Source organism: Streptomyces sp. NPDC059003 (assembly GCF_042740445.1).
GTDB lineage: Bacteria > Actinomycetota > Actinomycetes > Streptomycetales > Streptomycetaceae > Streptomyces.
Genome location: NZ_JBHYJH010000054.1, coordinates 35,869 through 53,416 on the forward strand (window position 1 = coordinate 35,869; position 17,548 = coordinate 53,416).

Annotated in this window: 19 protein-coding genes; 12 read left to right on the forward strand and 7 right to left on the reverse strand. The window is 74.0% G+C overall.

Annotation, left to right across the window (positions count from 1 at the left end; genetic code table 11):
- On the forward strand, window positions 1-1,608 hold a 1,608-nt coding region (locus ACFWZ5_RS20330), incomplete at its 5' end, for a nucleotidyl transferase AbiEii/AbiGii toxin family protein (RefSeq protein ID WP_384890908.1).
- Between the two features lie 112 nt (window positions 1,609-1,720).
- The gene (locus ACFWZ5_RS20335; protein ID WP_375256634.1) at window positions 1,721-1,798 is read left to right on the forward strand and encodes a 50S ribosomal protein bL37; all 78 of its coding nucleotides are present in this window, start codon (window positions 1,721-1,723) and stop codon (window positions 1,796-1,798) included.
- A gap of 73 nt (window positions 1,799-1,871) precedes the next feature.
- Here ACFWZ5_RS20335 and ACFWZ5_RS20340 read toward each other — a convergent pair whose 3' ends face one another.
- Window positions 1,872-2,729: a maleylpyruvate isomerase family mycothiol-dependent enzyme gene (locus tag ACFWZ5_RS20340; RefSeq protein ID WP_384789903.1), complete on the reverse strand. Its 858-nt coding sequence runs from the start codon at window positions 2,727-2,729 to the stop codon at window positions 1,872-1,874.
- A gap of 64 nt (window positions 2,730-2,793) precedes the next feature.
- Window positions 2,794-3,120 carry an STAS domain-containing protein gene (locus ACFWZ5_RS20345; RefSeq protein ID WP_384789900.1) on the reverse strand — a complete coding sequence of 109 codons (327 nt, stop codon included), beginning with the start codon at window positions 3,118-3,120 and terminating at the stop codon, window positions 2,794-2,796.
- 359 nt (window positions 3,121-3,479) lie between these two features.
- Between ACFWZ5_RS20345 and ACFWZ5_RS20350 the strand changes: the two genes are divergently transcribed.
- Complete coding sequence (locus tag ACFWZ5_RS20350) at window positions 3,480-4,523, forward strand: NUDIX domain-containing protein (RefSeq protein ID WP_384890911.1); 1,044 nt, start codon at window positions 3,480-3,482, stop codon at window positions 4,521-4,523.
- A gap of 25 nt (window positions 4,524-4,548) precedes the next feature.
- On the opposite strand, the gene ACFWZ5_RS20355 is transcribed toward ACFWZ5_RS20350, so the two are convergent.
- Together ACFWZ5_RS20355 and ACFWZ5_RS20360 are read right to left on the reverse strand one after the other, a co-directional pair.
- Window positions 4,549-5,262 carry an MBL fold metallo-hydrolase gene (locus tag ACFWZ5_RS20355; protein WP_384789963.1) on the reverse strand — a complete coding sequence of 238 codons (714 nt, stop codon included), beginning with the start codon at window positions 5,260-5,262 and terminating at the stop codon, window positions 4,549-4,551.
- Window positions 5,263-5,407: 145 nt separating this feature from the next.
- On the reverse strand, window positions 5,408-6,769 hold the full coding sequence (locus ACFWZ5_RS20360) for a tannase/feruloyl esterase family alpha/beta hydrolase (protein ID WP_384789894.1): 1,362 nt from the start codon (window positions 6,767-6,769) through the stop codon (window positions 5,408-5,410).
- 260 nt (window positions 6,770-7,029) lie between these two features.
- Here ACFWZ5_RS20360 and ACFWZ5_RS20365 point away from each other — a divergent pair, with 260 nt between their 5' ends.
- The 5 genes from ACFWZ5_RS20365 (at window position 7,030) to ACFWZ5_RS20385 (ending at window position 10,768) form a co-directional block, all read left to right on the forward strand.
- Window positions 7,030-8,319 (forward strand): sensor histidine kinase, encoded by a 1,290-nt coding sequence (locus ACFWZ5_RS20365; RefSeq protein ID WP_384789891.1) that lies wholly within the window; start codon window positions 7,030-7,032, stop codon window positions 8,317-8,319.
- Window positions 8,316-9,095 carry a response regulator gene (locus tag ACFWZ5_RS20370; RefSeq protein WP_384789888.1) on the forward strand — a complete coding sequence of 260 codons (780 nt, stop codon included), beginning with the start codon at window positions 8,316-8,318 and terminating at the stop codon, window positions 9,093-9,095. The genes ACFWZ5_RS20365 and ACFWZ5_RS20370 overlap by 4 nt, the downstream gene beginning before the upstream one ends.
- 109 nt (window positions 9,096-9,204) lie before the next feature.
- Complete coding sequence (locus tag ACFWZ5_RS20375; RefSeq protein ID WP_384789886.1) at window positions 9,205-9,717, forward strand: hypothetical protein; 513 nt, start codon at window positions 9,205-9,207, stop codon at window positions 9,715-9,717.
- Between the two features lie 109 nt (window positions 9,718-9,826).
- Window positions 9,827-10,228 carry a helix-turn-helix domain-containing protein gene (locus ACFWZ5_RS20380; RefSeq protein WP_384789883.1) on the forward strand — a complete coding sequence of 134 codons (402 nt, stop codon included), beginning with the start codon at window positions 9,827-9,829 and terminating at the stop codon, window positions 10,226-10,228.
- Between the two features lie 90 nt (window positions 10,229-10,318).
- Window positions 10,319-10,768 carry a peptidase inhibitor family I36 protein gene (locus tag ACFWZ5_RS20385; RefSeq protein WP_384789880.1) on the forward strand — a complete coding sequence of 150 codons (450 nt, stop codon included), beginning with the start codon at window positions 10,319-10,321 and terminating at the stop codon, window positions 10,766-10,768.
- Between the two features lie 78 nt (window positions 10,769-10,846).
- Here ACFWZ5_RS20385 and ACFWZ5_RS20390 read toward each other — a convergent pair whose 3' ends face one another.
- Together ACFWZ5_RS20390 and ACFWZ5_RS20395 are read right to left on the reverse strand one after the other, a co-directional pair.
- The gene (locus tag ACFWZ5_RS20390; protein ID WP_384789878.1) at window positions 10,847-11,725 is read right to left on the reverse strand and encodes an NmrA family NAD(P)-binding protein; all 879 of its coding nucleotides are present in this window, start codon (window positions 11,723-11,725) and stop codon (window positions 10,847-10,849) included.
- 112 nt (window positions 11,726-11,837) lie between these two features.
- Window positions 11,838-13,196, reverse strand: coding sequence for a dipeptidase (locus tag ACFWZ5_RS20395; protein WP_384789875.1), 1,359 nt, complete (start codon window positions 13,194-13,196; stop codon window positions 11,838-11,840).
- A 151-nt stretch (window positions 13,197-13,347) separates the two neighbouring features.
- On the opposite strand from ACFWZ5_RS20395, the gene ACFWZ5_RS20400 reads away from it, so the two are divergent.
- The 4 genes from ACFWZ5_RS20400 to ACFWZ5_RS20415 all read left to right on the forward strand — a co-directional run bounded on the left by ACFWZ5_RS20400 (window position 13,348) and on the right by ACFWZ5_RS20415 (window position 17,274).
- On the forward strand, window positions 13,348-14,550 hold the full coding sequence (locus ACFWZ5_RS20400; RefSeq protein WP_384789872.1) for a geranylgeranyl reductase family protein: 1,203 nt from the start codon (window positions 13,348-13,350) through the stop codon (window positions 14,548-14,550).
- Window positions 14,551-14,731: 181 nt separating this feature from the next.
- Window positions 14,732-15,229: a two-component system response regulator gene (locus tag ACFWZ5_RS20405; RefSeq protein WP_384789869.1), complete on the forward strand. Its 498-nt coding sequence runs from the start codon at window positions 14,732-14,734 to the stop codon at window positions 15,227-15,229.
- Window positions 15,230-15,361: 132 nt separating this feature from the next.
- The gene (locus ACFWZ5_RS20410) at window positions 15,362-16,612 is read left to right on the forward strand and encodes a sensor histidine kinase (RefSeq protein ID WP_384789866.1); all 1,251 of its coding nucleotides are present in this window, start codon (window positions 15,362-15,364) and stop codon (window positions 16,610-16,612) included.
- Window positions 16,609-17,274, forward strand: a complete 666-nt coding sequence (locus ACFWZ5_RS20415; protein ID WP_384789862.1) for a response regulator — start codon at window positions 16,609-16,611, stop codon at window positions 17,272-17,274. The genes ACFWZ5_RS20410 and ACFWZ5_RS20415 overlap by 4 nt, the downstream gene beginning before the upstream one ends.
- Here ACFWZ5_RS20415 and ACFWZ5_RS20420 read toward each other — a convergent pair.
- Complete coding sequence (locus ACFWZ5_RS20420; RefSeq protein WP_384789860.1) at window positions 17,235-17,519, reverse strand: DUF6332 family protein; 285 nt, start codon at window positions 17,517-17,519, stop codon at window positions 17,235-17,237. The genes ACFWZ5_RS20415 and ACFWZ5_RS20420 overlap by 40 nt on opposite strands.
- Window positions 17,520-17,548 lie beyond the last annotated feature (29 nt).

The window sequence follows — 17,548 nt, forward strand, 5'->3', positions numbered from 1 at the left end:
GTGCAGATCTCCGGGGTGGCTCCGGAGGCGATTCCGGAGCCGAGCGCCGGGGCGTTCCCCGAGTCGAGCGTGGATCCGACCCCGAAGGCGGCTCCCGATCCGGGCCCTGAGGTGAGCCCTGAGCCGACTTCCGTGCAGATCTTCGAGGTGGCCCCGGAGGGTACCCCTGAGCCGAGCGCCGGGGCGATCCCCGAGGCGAGCGCGGAGCCGACCTCCGTGTCGGCCCCTGTGCAGATCTCCGAGCCGAACCCGGAAGTGACCCCCGTGCAGTACTCCGAGCCGACCCCGGGGCCGACCCCCGAGCCGACCCTGCCCGACGGCGTCGCCTGGACCCGGCTCTGGGTCGGTACGCGTGACGTCCCGCACTCCGAACCGGGTGCGGACGTGCGCGGTCGGTACCACCTGCCGAACACCCTGCTCCCCGCGCCCGACGGCCTCGCGCAGCCGCTCGTCTTCGACCCCGCGCTCAAGCAGTTCAACAACGCGTACCGCGCGGGCGAGCCCCGCTTTCCGGACGCGGCGGCCGCGCAGGCCTGGCGCCGGGCCCGGCGCACCGCCCTCGACACCGTGCTCGCCGCGATCGCCGACGGCCCCTGGGCCGACCACCTCGTGCTGCGCGGCAGCGTGCTCCTTGCCACCTGGTTCGGCGACGCGGCCCGCGACCCGGGCGACCTCGACTTCGTCGTCGTACCGCAAGATCTGGCGATGACCGATCCCCGTACGGAGTCGCTGTTTTGGGACATCGCGCGGGACGCCGGAGCGGCCGGTGCGACGGGCCCGGTGCGGCTCGACCCGCGCGGCATGGTCACGGAGGACATCTGGACGTACGACCGCGTGCCGGGCCGCCGGATGCTGCTGCCGTGGACGGCGCCGGGCACGGCGGGCGGCACCGTCCAGCTCGACGTGGTCTTCAACGAGACGCTGCCCGTGCCCGCCGAGCGGACGGCGCTGCGACCGCTCGGCGAAGGACCGGGCTGCCGCGTGCTCACCGTGACGCCCGGCCTCTCCCTGGCGTGGAAGCTGCTGTGGCTGACGAACGACCACCACCCGCAGGGCAAGGACCTCTACGACGCGGTGCTCCTCGCCGAGCACACCACGCCCGACTACGCGACGGTGCGCGCCGCCTTCGTGCACGGCGGCGACGACGGGCTGCGGCCCCCGGGACCCGACTGGGTGGACGGGATGAGCGTGGGCCCGGAGTGGCAGCACTTCACCACGGACTACCCGTGGGTGCGGGACAGCGCGGCGTCGTACGAGGCACGGCTCGCCCGCGCCCTGGAGCCACTGCTCGCCGAGGCGCTCCGCCCGGGCGAGTCCGCGTACGAGCGCGCGGCGCGCTGGCTGCACCCGCTGATCGAGGCTGCCCGCGCGCAGGGCGCGGCCGATCCGGCGCCCGCGCTCGGGTATCTCGCGGGCAGCGCCCTGATCGGCCTCCGGTCGGCCGTGGTGATCCTGCGCGAGACGATGGGGCGCGCGGCGCTGAGCCTGGAGGACGCCCTGGAGGCGGTGCTCGCCGGGGACGAGGCGTGGCGGTACTGGCGCGAGAACGTGCGGTGGCAGCATGCGGTCGTCTCGGACCTCTCAGACCTCTCGGACCTCTCGGCCTGAGGAACCCGAGGAGCCTGAGAGCCGTCCCGTACCGCGGCGAATCGCGGGCGCGACAGGGGTGTGAAAGGGTGGAAAAGTACCCAGAACTCCCGGCCGGGAGAGGAGCGCGTCCATGTCCTCGAAGCGACGCCGCAAGAAGAAGGCCCGCCGCAAGCACGCGGCCAACCACGGCAAGCGTCCGCAGTCCTGAACGCGGCCGGGGCGGCCCCGCCGCGGGCCGCCCCGACAACTCGGTCTCAGGAGACGTCAGTTCTCAGGAGACGTCAGTAGACGATGGACACGATCCGGCAGACGGCCTCCGCCAGGTGACGGTCGCCGTCGACCCGGGCGCGGGCGAGCGCGGTGGCGGGCTCGATGCCGCGGGTGCACAGCCGCCACGCGGTCTCCGCGTCGAGCCGTACGCGGGCGGCGGGCTGTCCCGTGGGCCGCTCGGCCAGGGACCAGCGGCCCGCGACGGCGGTCGCGGTCCAGGTGCCGCCCGCCGGGCCGTCCACGCTCACCTGGACCTGGGTGCCGACGGGAGCGGCGGCCTCGCGCAGGGTGTGGGGCAGGGCCCGCAGGAAGGTGTCGAGGACCACGGCCAGGAGGCGGGGCTCGGGGTCGGTGTCCCGGCCGGTGGCGTGGCGGATCTGCTGACGGTGGGTCCAGAACTCGGTGAACTCGCGGGCGCTGTCCAGCCACATCGGCGCGGGATCGACCCCCGCCCAGGACACGCCGAGCGCGGGCGCGCCGGGGTCGGCGGTGGCGAAGAAGCGGGTGACCTGCGCGCCGACCAGGTCCAGCGTGTCGGTCAGCGCGGCCGGGCTCACCCGGGCGTGGGCGTCGACCCACTCCTGGTTCACGCGGTGGATGAACGCCTCCAGGGTCTCCCCGGGGGCGAAGGCGGGCCCGTCCCGATGGCCGTCGCGGTCGCGGCCGAGCCGTCCGTAGCAGTCGCCGAGAAGATGTGCGGCGAGATCGCGCACGGTCCAGCCGGGCACCGCCTCCGCGCGCCAGTCGGCGGGCTCCAGAGCACGCAGCGTCGCGATGAGACGCGCGTGCTCCAGGGCGAACAGCGGGCGGGCATCGATCGGATCACCGAGCCAGGAGTGGTCCGGTACGTCGTCGGGCTGGGGGTTCATGGCACCACCCTGCCCGTGGGCGCGGCCGTCGGCGAGCGGATTTCCCACCGCTCTCCCACCCGTCCTAGGAGTCGGGCGGCGCGAGTGCCTCCCGTACCGACGGCACCGGCGCGAGCATCATCTGCACGCCGGTGATGCCCATCATCCGCAGGGTCATCGGGTCCGTGCACACCACCCGCAGCCGAGCGCCCCTCGTGGCGAGCCTGCGCCGGGCCCGCATGAGCAGCGACAGGCCCGAGCAGTCGACGAACGTCGTGTGGGTCAGGTCGATGACGACGGTACTCGCCGGGCCCGCGGTGACCGGGTCGAGGACAGGTGCCACTCGCTGGAACCCCACGAGGTCCACCTCACCGCGCAGCTCCACCACGACGGTGCCTCCGGACTCGTACACCCGAGGCGGTAACTCCGGAATCTCGCACGCGAATTCGCTCAGTTCGTCCTGATGCACTAGTCCCCCCGGGGCGGGCCCCGGCCGGTGCGCGCGCCGGGGTGGCTGCGTGAAGCAACCGGAATGAGGAGGTCACCAGGGGCCGGGGTGCCTGGCGGATCACGCTAGCGGGCGGGCGGCCGCCATGAGGTGCGGGAACGATTCGCGCGAGGAAGGCGTCACTCGATGGAGGGAAAATGACCTGAGTGACTTGACATGATGTGGCTGCTTTTGGCCTGGGTGCCGTGGCCCTCATCAACGGCTGGTTTCCGTGGCACTGTGTTGCGGGCAAGCCACTGGGGGCCAACAGAAGAGGGGGAACCGTGATCGTCTGGATCAACGGCGCGTTCGGTGCGGGCAAGACCACCGCCGCACGGGAATTGATCGAGCTGATCCCGAACAGCACGCTCTTCGACCCTGAGGTCATCGGCGGTGCCCTGCCGCAGCTGCTGCCGGCCAAGCACCTCGCCGAAGTGACCGACTTCCAGGACCTGCCGATCTGGCGGCGCCTGGTGGTCGACACGGCCGCCGCGCTGCTCGCGGAGGTCGGCGGTGTCCTGGTGGTGCCGATGACACTGCTGCGCCAGGAGTACCGCGACGAGATATTCGGCGGCCTGGCCTCGCGCCGGATCCCCGTACGCCATGTGCTGCTGGCACCGGATGAAACGATCCTGCGCGAACGCATATCCCGGCGCGAAGTCCCCCCGGACCTGCCGGACGGCGAACTGCGCGTCCGCCAATGGTCGTTCGACCACATCGAGCCCTACCGCGCCGCGCTCGGCGACTGGCTCGCCGCGGACGCCCTGCGCGTCGACACCAGCTTCCTGACCCCGTACGAGACCGCCGAGCACATCGCCGACGCCGTGCGCACCGGCGCCGCCGCCGCGTGCGACATCGTGCAGACCCCCCAGCCCACCGCGGAGACGCTCGCCGCGGGTGTGCTCCTCTTCGACGAGCAGGACCGGGTCCTGCTCGTCGACCCGACGTACAAGGCGGGCTGGGAGTTCCCCGGCGGCGTCGTCGAACCGGGCGAGGCGCCCGCGTGCGCGGGCGTGCGCGAGGTCGCCGAGGAGACCGGCATCCAGCTGAGCAAGGTCCCGCGTCTCCTTGTCGCCGACTGGGAACCGCCCACTCCGCCCGGTTACGGCGGCATGCGCTTCCTCTTCGACGGCGGCGTCCTCGACGGCGCCGACGCGCACCGCGTGCTCCTTCCCGGCCCCGAACTGCGCGGCTTCCGCTTCGTCACCGAGGACGAGGCCGCCCGACTGCTGCCGCCCGTGCGCTACGAACGGCTGCGCTGGGCGCTGCGCGCGCGGGAGCGCGGCCAGGCCCTGTACCTGGAGGCGGGAGAGCCGGTGGGCGACTGATCCGGTCGCCCCGGCTCCTGGGAGGTCACGGCACGTACCGCGCGGCGGCCGCCCGCAGCACCGCCGACGCGTTCTCCGTCACGGGGTCGCCGTGTCCAAAACAGGCCACGTCCGCGTCGAGCGCGGCGAGCCGGTGGAAGGACTCCACGGCCCGGGCCCGGTCCTGGTTGAACACGCCGAGCAGCACGCCGTGCTCGGGTGTGCGCGCGACGGCGTCGCCGGTGAACAGCACGCCGTGGTGCGGCAGATGAAGGCCGACGCTGCCCTCGGTGTGCCCCGGCGCGCCGACCACGTGCGCGCCGCCGCCGAAGTCGAGGACGTCGCCGTCCGTCACTTCTTTGAGGTCGGCGGCGTACACGCGTCGCTCGGTCGGCTTCGGCACCTGCTTCGATGCCGACTCGAAGATCGGCACCTCCCAGTCCTCGAGGTCCGGCGCGCGGCCCGCCACTTCGCCCCGCACCATCGGCGCGTCCAGGTGGTGCGCGTACACCGTGGCACCGCTCAGCTCCGCGAACTCGCCCGCGCCGCCCGCGTGGTCGCTGTGGAAGTGCGTGATGACGATGCGGCGTACGTCGCGGGGGCGCAGACCGAGTCCGGTGATCGCGTCCGCGAGCTCCGTTCCGGCGCCGGGCGGGCCCGCGTCGACGAGGGTCAGCTCGTCGCCGTCCCGCCACAGGTAGGCCTGGCCGACGGGGAAGCGCAGGAGGTGGAGGCGGGGCAGGACCTCGGTGATCTCGATGGTGTTCATGCGGCGACCGTAGGAAGCGGCCGCCGCCGACGGGAGATCACTTCGCCTTGGGCGTACGGGTTCTGCCCACGGCAGAGGCAGAGGCAGAGGCAGAGGCGGGACGCGGGACGCGGGACGCGCCGGTCGGTTCCGGGGCTCAGAGCGTGCAGGTGTTCACCGGGTCGTCGCCGTCCGGCCGCGGCACCGTGCGGCTGCGCGGCGGGGCCGCGCCCTCCTCGACCCAGGCCGTCAGCGCGTCGAAGGCGTCGCGTGCGCAGGGCAGCAGGGGGCGCACCAGGCGAGGGTGCGCGCCGTACAGGCCGTCCGTGTGGTTGCCGCCGGTGATGCGGTAGGAGCGGTGCAGGTCACCGCGGTGGGCCCGCTCGACGAGCCGCGCGTACCGGTCGGAGCTCGCGCCGATGGGGACCAGGGCGTCGAGCGTGCCGTGCACGGTGAGCAGCGGACGGCGGATGCGGCCGGTCAGCGACAGGCGGGCCACGGTGTCGTGCACCGCGCGCGGGCGGGCCGCGTAGTCGTAGTCGGTGTCGCAGCCCTTGCCCGTGCCCTCGCGGCAGAACGGCGTGCCGGCCTCGGTGGCGCCGTCGTAGTCGGGGTCGATCTCCTCGCGGATGGCGCGCTGGAGGGTGTCCCACTGCGTCCGGTAGTGGGTCTCCCACAGGGGTTCGGACTCCGCCGGATAGCCCGCGGCGGTCAGCGCCTCGCGCGCCCCCGGCTCGCCCGCGAGGAGCCGCGGGTAGGCGCGCAGGGCGGGCGGCAGCGTCGCGAGGAGGTTGGGGGAGCGACGGGTCAGGAGCACGCCCTCCCAGTCGAGGCCGCCGTCGTACAGCCGCGGCACGTTCTCCAGCTGCCAGCGCACCAGGTAGCCGCCCATGGACATGCCCGCCGCGTACGTGTGCCGGGGCGCCCGGCCGTAGTGCCGGGCCGCGACCTTCCGGGCGGCGACGGTGAGCTGGGTGAGGCGCAGATGCCACTCGGCGATGGCGTCGCCGGGGCGCTTGCCGTCCCGGTACAGCGTGGGCCCCGTGTTGCCCTTGTCGGTGGCGGCGAACGCGTAGCCCCGGGCCAGGACGTGGTCGCCGATCGTGCGGTCGTTGGCGTACTGCTCGCGGACGCCGGGCGGCCCCGCGACGACCAGGCCGCCGTTCCAGCGCTCGGGGAGGCGGATCACGAACTGGCTGTCGTGGTCCCAGCCGTGCGTCCTGTTCGTGGTGGAGGAGTCGGGGAAGTAGCCGTCGAGCTGGACGCCGGGGACGCCGCTCGGACTGCGGGTGCCAGGCGCTTCCAGGCCCGCCCAGTCCGCCGGGTCGGTGTGGCCGGACGCGACGGTACCGGCCGTGGTCAGGTCGCGCAGGCACGCGGCGACGGTGCGCTCGGCGCCGGGGACGCGGAGTTGTTCGCCGGGGCAGCCGCCGTCGCCGTCCGGTGCGGCCGCGGCCGTCGGGGTGAGCGTCGAGAGCAGCAACGCCGCCGCTACGGCGGAGAGATGACGGAACATCATGGAGCAGGCCCTTTCGGTCGTCGGTCCCCGCGCGGTGCGGGAGGGCAGGGCGACCGTAAGGAGGCGGCGGGGGCGGCCATAAGTGCCGTCCGGCCAGAGCGGCGGGCAGGCGTACGGTCACGCGTCAGGGCGGGCGGCCGGCCGGGCCCTGCCGTTCGGCACCTGCCGATCGGCCGGAGTCGGCCGGGGCCCGCCCGAAGGCTCGTTACGGCCGTGCGCCCCCAGTACCGTGATCGGCAGACGGGTCGGGGGAGGCAGGGATGACGGTCGCGGCGCAGCCCGGGGACGCGGTCCACGCGCGCGTGGAGCGGGACCGGTCGCACCCCGTGCCCTGGGTCTCGTCCGTGCTCTACGCCGCCGTGCTGTTCGCGGGCGTGTACTACGACGTGGTCGGGGACGACCCCCAACACCCGGCGCGCACCGCCGGGTTCGTCGCGGCCGTGGCCGCCCTGTTCGCCCTGGACGCGGTCGAGCGGCGGCGGTGCCGGGCGGGCGCGCGCGGGAGCCTCGCCGCGGCGGCCGTCCTCGCCCTGCGGGTCGCGCTGTTCGTCGCCGTGGCCGCCTGCGACAGCGCGGGCCTGTCGCGGGCCCTGTTCGTCCTGGTGCCGTTCACCGCGTACTTCGCGTTCGGGCGCCGCGCGAGCCTCGTGCTCGGCGCGGGCTGCGTCGGCGCGCTGCTGTGCTGGTACGCGCTGGCCGTCGACGGCTGGTACGCGGACGCCGGGGCGATCTCCGACCTGCTGATGTTCGGGCTCGGCCTGGTGCTCGCCGTGTCGATGGCGGCCGTCGCGACCGGCGAGCAGGACGCCCGGCGGCGCCTGGAGTCGACCGTGCGCGCACTCACCGCGTCCCACCGCCGGCTGCGGGAGTACGCCGCGCGCGTCGCCGACCTCTCCACGGCCCAGGAGCGCAACCGGCTCGCCCGCGACATCCACGACAGCCTCGGCCACCATCTCACCGCCATCGCCGTGCAGTTGGAGAAGGCCGAGGCCTTCCGTGACCTCGACGCGGCGGCGGCCGACCGGGCCGTCGCCGACGCCCGCTGGTCGGCGGGGCGGGCCCTGGAAGAGGTACGCCGGTCGGTGCGCGCCCTGCGCGACGAAGCCGACCCGTTCTCCCTGGCGTCCGCGCTCACCGACCTCGTCCGCCACACCGGCACCGACCGGCCGCGCGTCACCCTCGACATCGCCGGACAGGACCAGGAGACGGCGTACGGCACGGGCCCGCTGACCGCGCTGTACCGCGCCGCCCAGGAGGCACTGACGAACGCCCGCCGCCACGCGGACGCCCGGCACGTCACCGTGTCCCTGGAGTACGGCGCGTCCGACGCCCGCCTCACCGTCGCCGACGACGGGCGCGGCCTGCCCGCATACGCACCGGCGGACGGGGTGCCCGGCGTCGGCCTGCGCGGCCTGCGCGAGCGGCTCCAACTCCTCGGCGGCGCCCTGCACATCGAGAGCGCGGCCGGTGCGGGCACGACGCTCACGGTGACGGTGCCGCGGGCGACGGGCGTCGGGCCTGGCGCGGAACCGACCGGGCGGGACCGATGAGCGCGGACGCTTCCGGTGCCGCCCACGCTGCCGATGCCGCCGACGCTTCCGGTGGGCCCGACTCCGTGCGCGGCCCCGATGCTCTGCGCGGCCCCGACGCCGTACGCGGCCGCGACTCCGCACGCAGCCCCGCCGCCGTCCGCGTCCTCGTCGTCGACGACCAGGAGCTGGTCCGCGAGGGCATCGCGTCGCTGCTCGGCATCCAGGCCGGTGTCCGTGTCGTCGGTACGGCGGCCGACGGCGCCGAGGCCGTCGACGCGGCCCTCGCCCTGGGGCCCGACGTGGTCCTGATGGACGTCCGCATGCCGGGGATGGACGGCGTCGACGCGGTGACGGCCCTCGGCGACCGGGCGCCCGGCTGCAAGGTGGTCATGCTGACGACCTTCGATGACGAGGAGTACGTACTGCGGGCGCTGCGCGCCGGTGCCGTCGGCTACCTCCTGAAGAGCCTGCCCGCGGCCGAACTCGCCGCCGCCGTAAGGCTCGCGCACCGGGGCGTGGCCCAGCTGGACCCGGCGGTCGCGCGCCGCCTGGCCGCAGCGCCGTCCCCACCCCCAGCTCCACCCCCGTCCCCGCAGGGCGACGCCGAACCGACCGCCCGCGAGGTCGAGATCCTGCGGCTCGTCGCCGCCGGAGCCACCAACCGCGAGATCGCGTCCCGGCTCTACCTGAGCGAAGGCACCGTCAAGAACCACATCTCACGCATCCTCACCAAGCTCGGCCTGCGCGGCCGCGCCCAGGCGGCGCTGTACGCGCGCGACCATGGGCTGCTGTAGAGCGGACGCGCCCGGGCCGACGCGGTACGGACGCGCACGGGCCGCCGCAGAGCGGATCTGACCGGGCTCCGCCTTCCTCCGGCGGGCCGCGCCCCGGGACCATCGACAGATGTCCTCAGCAACGGTCACCACCGTGTCCACGGACGATGTGCCGCAGGCGGAGCGGTTCGAGTGGTGGAACCATCTGATGGAGCACACCACCATCCCCACGCTCATGACCAGCACGTACGCCGACCGCTTCCGCGGACGGGTGCACGCGGTGGAGACACCGGCCGCCCGGGTGGCCGCCGTGTCCTGCTCGCCGTTGTCGTCCCGCCGACGGCGCACCCACATCCGGGGGCACGACCCGGAGGACTACTTCCTGTTCATGGTGCACGGCAGCCCGATCCTCCTGGAGCAGTCGCGGAACGCGGTGCGCATCGGGGCCGGGGACATCGGCCTGTTCGACACGTCCCACCCCCTGGCCGCCGAGTTCCTGGACGAGGGGCGCCCGAGCCGGGTCACGCTGATCCGTCTGCCCAGGGCGTCGGTGCGGCTGCCGCTCGACAAGGCGGACCAGCTCCTCGGCCGCCCGCTCCCCGGCCGGGACGCTGCTCGGCCACTTCCTGGCGGGCCTCCGTGAGAACGCCACCCGGTGCGGTCAGGACGAGCTGGAGCGGCTCGGCGCCATCGGCTTCGACCTGGCGCTCGCCTTCGTCGCCGGCCAGGTCGACGCCACGCCCGCCCTGTCCGTGGAGACCCGCGAGAACCTGCTGCTCACCCGCGTCAGGGCGTTCATCGAGCAGAACCTCGGCAACCCCGACCTGCGGCCCGCCACCATCGCCGCGCACCACCACATGTCCGTACGCGCCCTGCACCTGCTGTTCCGCACCCAGCCCGAGACCGTCGCCGCCCTGATCCGGCGCCGCCGCCTGGAACGGTGCCGGGCCGACCTCGGCGACCCCCGGCTGCGCCACCGGACGATCGGCGAGATCAGCGCCCGCTGGGGCTTCCGCGCCCTCGCGGACTTCAGCCGCGCCTTCCGCGCCGCGTACGGCGTGCCGCCCAGCGAGCTCAGACGGGCGGCCCACGGCCTGCCGGCCGTCCCGTGCGCCACGTGCCAAGCCTTCTTGCGCTCCGTGCCAACGACATGAGGGGGCACGGCGGGGCACGGTGATGCCGAGCACGCAACACGGGGGCTTCTGAGCCCTTTTCCTTTTCTGGTTCTGCGACAAGGAGAAGCTGTGCGCAAGAAGAAGATGCTCGTCACGCTCGCGGCCGTCGTCGCGACGATCGCCGGACCCTCCGCCGTCACCGCGTCCGCGGCGGACACGGGGGCGGACAAGGAGAAGACCACGGTGACCCGGGTTCCCGGGTCGGAAGGCCTGTACGAGATCAGAGGGGACGACATCCACGCCGCGGCCTACGACGCGTGCGGCGGCGGCACGTGCTTCTTCCGCGGGCTCGGCGGGGAGGGACAGATGTGGGTCGTGCCGAGCTGCGGCCGCCACAACGTGCCCAGCTGGTTCAGGGACGCCGCATCCTCGGCCTGGAACCGGACCAACAACATCGTGCTGATCTTCAAGGACACCAACCAGGGCGGGTACTTCGGCCCCATGCCGCGGTGGTTCCAGGGGAACCTCGCCGGGCCGCACCAGGGAGAGATGAGCTCCGTCGACGTGCTCTGTATGTAGCCGATCAGCCCAGGCGCACACAGAGCCCCTCGGCGGATCGGGGGGAGCCGAGCCCCGGGGCCCACGCGGCCCCGGGGCTCATTCACGCCCCGGCCCCGGCCGCACAAGGACCTCCCGCGCGAAGTCCGCCGCCGAGCGCGGCGCACGCCCGAGCACCCGACGCACCCCGTCGCCGAGCCCGGCCACGCCCTCGGCGCGGTAGTTCGCGTACAGGTCGTGCAGCCCGGCCACGACCTGTGGCGGCACCCCGCGCTCCGCGAGCCCCGCCCGCCAGGCGTCGTCCAGGGGCACGTCGACGTACGCGACCGGCCTGCCGAGTGCCGCGCCGAAGCGGTCGGCCAGCCGCGGCAGGGTCAGGGACTCGGGACCGCTGAGGTCGATGTCGCCGCCCACCGGGCGCTCGGCCAGGAGCTCGGCGACGGCGACCTCCGCGATGTCGCGCACGTCCACATAGCCGCGCGACCCGGCGGGCCCGGCGGGGTCGGCGAGCGTGCCGCGGGCGATCGTGGCCGCCGACGCCAGGAAGTTCTGGAGGAAGCGGTCGGGGCGCAGGACCGTCAGCTCCGGGACACCGGCCGCGCGCAGCCGTTCGGCGACCGCCTCGTGGGCGCCCGTGACGGCGTCCGGCACGATCCCCGCACCCGCGAACGCGCGGGCGCCGAGCTTGACGACGCGGCGCACCCCGGCGTCGACCGCCGCCAGCGCGAGCCCGGTTTCGGCCGCGACCTGGTCCGCCGCGAAGGGGTGCGCCAGATACAGCCGGTCCACGCCCGCGACCGCGCGCCGGACGTCCGCGGCGACCGTGGCGTCGCCGCGCACGACCTCGCCGCGGACCGCGCCGAGCGCCGCCGCGCCCGCCTCGGACCGGACGAGGAACCGGACGTCGTCACGGTCGCGCAGCGCCGCGGCCACATGGCGTCCCACCGCACCGTTCGGTGTGGTGACCAGAACAGTCATCCAGGCCCCTCCAGACACGAACACGAACACGATCAAGAACCGTGTTCGCGCCAACACCCCCCGGCCGCCGGGGAATTCCCGGGGCCGGGGCGAGGAGTGCGGGGCCTGGGGGTCAGCTACCGGCCGCGTACCGCTGCAGGAACAGCGCCTCCGCGACCGACATGCGCTCCAGCTCCTGCGGCGACACGCTCTCGTTGACCGCGTGGATCTGCGCCTCCGGCTCGTTCAGGCCGATGAGCAGGATCTCCGCCTCCGGGTAGAGGGCGGCCAGCGTGTTGCACAGCGGGATGGAGCCGCCCATGCCCGAGGCCTGCATCTGCTGGCCGTCGTAGGCCTCGCTGAGCGCGGCGGACATGGCCTCGTACGCCGGGCTCGTCAGGTCCGCGCGGAACGCCTGGCCCTGGCCGATCTGCTCCGTGCGCACGCGGGCGCCCCACGGCGTGCGGGCCTCCAGGTGGGCCCGCAGCAGCTTGGTCGCGTCGGCGGCGTCGACGCCCGGCGGCACCCGCAGGCTGATCAGGGCACGCGCCCCCGCCTGCACGGACGGCGTCGCGCCGACCACCGGCGGGCAGTCGATGCCGAGGACCGTGACGGCGGGGCGGGCCCAGATGCGGTCGGCGACGCTGCCGTCGCCGATGAGGCCCACGCCGTCGAGGACCTTGGCGTCCTTGCGGAAGGCGTCCTCGTCGTACTGGAGGCCCTGCCACACGCCGGCGCCGTCCAGGCCGTCGATCGTGGTCGAGCCGTCCTCGGCGCGCAGCGAGTCGAGGACCCGCACGAGCGCGGCGAGCGCGTCCGGCGCGGCACCGCCGAACTGCCCCGAGTGCAGGTTGCCTTCGAGGGTGTCGATCTGGACGCGTACGAGGGTCATGCCGCGCAGCGTCGCGGTGACCGTCGGCAGGCCGACGCGGAAGTTGCCCGCGTCGCCGATGACGATCGTGTCGGCGCGCAGCAGGTCCGGGTGCTGCTCGGCGTACCGCTCGAGGCCGCCCGTGCCCTGCTCCTCCGAGCCCTCGACGATCACCTTCACGTTGACCGGGACGCCGCCGCCCGCCTTGAGGGCGCGCAGCGCGAGCAGGTGCATGATCACGCCGCCCTTGCAGTCGGCGCTGCCGCGCCCGTACCAGCGGCCGTCGCGCTCGGTCAGCTCGAACGGGGGCGTGGCCCAGCCGTCCTCGTCCAGCGGCGGCTGCACGTCGTAGTGCGCGTACAGGAGCACGGTCGGGGCGTCCGCGGGGCCCGGCAGGTAGCCGTACACCGACTGCGTGCCGTCAGGGGTGTCGAGGAGCGCGACGTCCTGGAAGCCCTCGGCGCGCAGGGCATCGGCCACCCAGTGCGCGGCGGCCTCGCTCTCGCTCTTCGGGTACTGCTCGAAATCCGCCACCGACTTGAAGGCCACCAGTTCGGTGAGCTCCGCCTTCGCCTTCGGCATGAGGGAGGCGACGGTCTCGGCGATCGGACGCGGCGACATGGGCACGCTCCTTGTGGGTGCGACGTTGTGCGGGGTGTACGTGATCCTCCCACAGGAGGGTCATGAGGGCGTGCGCCGTAGGATGCCTCAGGAGGGCCCAGGAGAGTCCGGACAGCGCGGCCAAGAGCGGGATCGGGAGCGGAAGACCAACGTGAGCAGCGAGAACTCAGCGGACGACGCGCGGCAGGTGTGGGACGTCGTCGTGGTCGGCGCGGGCCCTGCGGGCGCCTCGGCGGCCTACGCGGCAGCCGTCGCGGGACGCAGCGTACTGATGCTTGAGAAGGCCGAACTGCCGCGGTACAAGACATGCGGCGGCGGCATCATCGGCCCGTCGCGGGACGCGCTGCCACCGGGCTTCGAGCTGCCCCTGCGGGACCGGGTGAACGCGGTGACGTTCACCCTCGACGGCAAGTTCGGCCGCACCCGCCGCTCGCGGAAGACGCTGTTCGGCCTGATCAACCGCCCCGAGTTCGACCAGCAGCTGGTCGAGCACGCGCAGAAGGCCGGCGCCGAGCTGCGCACGGGCGCGACGGTGGCGCGCGTGGAGCAGCACGGCCCCGCGGTGCCCGACCGGCGCACGGTCGCCGTCGTCCTGCAGAGCGGCGAGACGGTCCTGGCCCGCGCGGTCGTCGGCGCCGACGGCAGCGCGAGCCGCATAGGAGCACATGTCGGGGTCAAGCTCGACCAGGTGGACCTCGGCCTGGAGGCGGAGATCCCGGTGCCCGAGACCGTCGCGGAGGACTGGGCGGGCCGGGTGCTCATCGACTGGGGGCCGATGCCGGGCAGTTACGGCTGGGTGTTCCCCAAGGGGGACACGCTGACCGTCGGCGTGATCTCCGCGCGCGGCGAAGGCGCCGCGACGAAGCGGTACTTGGAGGACTTCATCGCCCGGCTCGGCCTCGCGGGCTTCGAGCCGAGCATCTCGTCGGGGCATCTCACGCGCTGCCGCAGCGACGACTCGCCGCTCTCGCGCGGTCGCGTCCTGGTGTGCGGCGACGCGGCGGGCCTCCTCGAGCCGTGGACCCGCGAGGGCATCTCGTTCGCGCTGCGCTCCGGGCGGCTCGCGGGGGAGTGGGCGGTGCGCATCGCCGAGGCGCACGACGCGGTGGACGCGCGCCGCCAGGCCCTGAACTACGCGTTCGCGATCAAGGCGGGCCTCGGCGTGGAGATGGGCGTCGGCCGCCGCATGCTCACGCTCTTCGAGCGCCGCCCCGGCGTGCTGCACACGGCGATCACCGGCTTCCGGCCCGCGTGGAACGCGTTCGCGAAGATCACCCGCGGTGCCACGACGCTCGCCGAGATCGTCCGCACGCACCCCGTCGCGGGCCGCATGCTCAGCAAGCTCGATCGCTAGCCCGGCGGCTGCCTGCCCTCTCACAGGACGGCAGGCAGCCCCTCCACGGGGCAGGCGGCCGTGACGGCTGTGCCCCAGGTGTCACGCGTGGCGAAAGAGCTGCCCCCTCCCTCTGGGCAGGAAGGTTTCCGCAACGCGCCGGGGGCATAGGCTGGTTACTCGGACGAGGGGACTCCACGCCATGCCGTCGAGCTCGAAGATCCTCGTGGTCGACGACCACGAGGACTACCTGTTCGCACTCGAGAGCGCGCTCGCTCCGCTCGGGTACGAGACGACGCGCGCGACCAACGGGGACGACGCCCTCAAGGAGATACTCCGCGGCCACATCGCGGTGGCCCTGCTCGACATGCGCATGCCCGGCGTCAGCGGCCTGGACGTGGTGCGCTACGTACGGCGGGTGGAACAGACCCAGCAGCTCCCCGTCATCCTCCTCACCGGCTTCGACGTGAGCCACGAGCTGTCGTCCGCGGCCCTGCTGCTCGGCGTGGCCGACATCGTCGTGAAGCCCATCGACCCCTGGATCCTGCGCACCAAGGTGCGCTACCTGTACGAGACGTACGAGCGGATGTGCGCGCTCCAGCGGGAGCTGGCCGAGTACCGGGCACGGGCGCGGGCGGAGAGCCGCGTACCGACCCAGCCCAACGCGCGCGGGCGCCACCGGCCGGTCACGAAGGACTGAGCGCCCGGCGTGCTCGCCGCGCGACGCCCTGAGTGCTTCCCGCGGAACGCGCGGGCGTACTCCCCGGGGAGTACGCCTGATCGCCACGCCCGGCGGACGCCCGCCGTCGCGGCCGCCGTCTAGCGTGGCCGTATGGATGAGCAGCGCGAACGCCATGAGGTGCGCCCGAGCGGGGGAGGATCCCCATGGCGGTGGCAGGGTCCGCCGTGGTGGCGCCTCTGGGAGGAGTCGTCGCGCCGCCTGCCGTGGCTGACGACGGCGTTCCTCACCTTCTTCGTCCAGGTGGGCTCGGGCTTCGCCCAGGAGAGCCAGCCCGACCGCCAGCCGCTCGACCTCTTCGCGCGGACGCTGCTCGTGGCGGCCTCCGTCTCCCTCCTGATGCGCCACCGGCACCCCGTGGCCGTGGCGTACTTCACGTCCGCCGCCACCGTCGTCTACCTCGGCGGCGGATACCCGTACGGGCCGGTGTTCCTCACCGTGGCGGTGGGCTGCTTCGCGGCGATCGTGGCGGGGCACCGGCACGCGGCGTGGGGCGCCGTCGCCCTGTGGTGGGTCGGGCAGGTCCTCGTGACGCAGGTCCTGTACCGCTGGCTGCCGCCCGACGACGACGGCACCCACCCCTGGGGCGAGGAACTGGTCGTCGTCCTCTGGGTGGTGGTGATCATCGCCGTGTCCGAGCTGGCCCGCACCCGGCGCGAGCAGTGGGCCAAGGAGCGCGCCGAGCGCGAGCTCGCGGCGAAGCGGCGCGCGGACGAGGAGCGCCTGCGCATGGCCCGCGAACTGCACGACGTCCTCGCCCACAGCATCTCCGTCATCAACGTCCAGGCGGGCGTGGGCCTCGCCCTGCTCGACTCCGACCCCGAACAGGCCCGCACCGCCCTGACCACCATCAAGGCCGCGAGCAAGGAGGCGCTCGGCGAGGTCCGCCACGTCCTCGACACCCTCCGCGCCCCGGGCGACGCCCCGCGCGCCCCGGCCCCCGGACTCGACCGTCTCCCCGAGCTGGTCGACCAGGCCAGGAGCGCGGGCCTCACGGTCGCGGTCACGACCGAGGGGCGCAGGTCACCGCTGCCGCCGGGCGCCGACCTGGCCGCGTTCCGCATCGTCCAGGAGGCCCTCACCAACGTCGTACGTCACTCGGGCTCGCGGCAGGCCCGCGTCCTGGTGCGGCACGCGCCCGGGAGCGTGACCCTGCGTGTCGACGACGACGGTCCCGCCACCGGCGCGGACGCGGGCGGCAGCGGCAACGGCCTCGCGGGAATGCGGGAGCGGGCCGCCGCGCTGGATGGCACGATCGAGGCGGGCCCGCGCCCCGACGGCGGCTTCCGCGTCACGGCGGTGCTGCCCACAGGTTCGGCTCCCGCCCCTCAGGAGGACCAGTGATCCGCGTACTGCTCGCCGACGACCAGTCGTTGGTGCGCGCCGGCTTCAAGGCGCTGCTCGACGCCCAGAGCGACATCGAGGTCGTCGGCGAGGCGGCGGACGGCGCGGAGGCCGTGCGCATGGTGCGCGAACTGCGGCCGGACGTCGTCCTGATGGACATCCGCATGCCGCTGCTCGACGGGCTCGCGGCCACCCGCCGCATCACCGACGAGCCCGGCCTCGACGGCGTGAAGGTCGTCATGCTGACCACGTTCGAGCTCGACGAGTACGTCTTCGAGGCGATCCGCTCGGGGGCTTCGGGCTTCCTGGTGAAGGACACCGAGCCCGACGAACTGCTGCGCGCCGTACGGGCCGTGGTCGGCGGGGACGCGCTGCTCTCGCCCGGGGTGACGCGCCGCCTCATCGCGGAGTTCGCCGCGCGCTCCAAGGAGCCGGCCGCCGCCGACCGGCTCGCCCATCTCACCGAGCGGGAGCGGGAGGTGATGGCGCTCGTCGGCATCGGCCTGTCGAACGAGGAGATCGCGCGCCGCCTCGTCGTCAGCCCGCTCACCGCCAAGACGCACGTGAGCCGCACGATGGTGAAGCTGGGCGCCCGGGACCGGGCCCAACTGGTCGTGCTCGCCTATGAGTCGGGGCTGGTCCGGCCCGGCTGGCTCGGCTGAGGACCGCGGGTGCCGAAGCGCCACAGGACGGTGACGAGCCGGACGAGGAAGAGAACGGCGGCAAGTGCCCCGCCCGCGTACAGCAGGTTCTTCTCCGTGCCGTCCGACAGGTCGAAGGCGATGGCCGGTCCCGCCACCACGACAGCGATCACCGCGAGCGCGACCACCGTCGCGCTGGCGAGCGCGTACCCGATCTCGACCGTCATGGCGTCCCGCTCGGCCTGACTGCGTCGCCCCTGTCCCATCGGGTCCCCGTTCCCTCACTGTCCTTGGC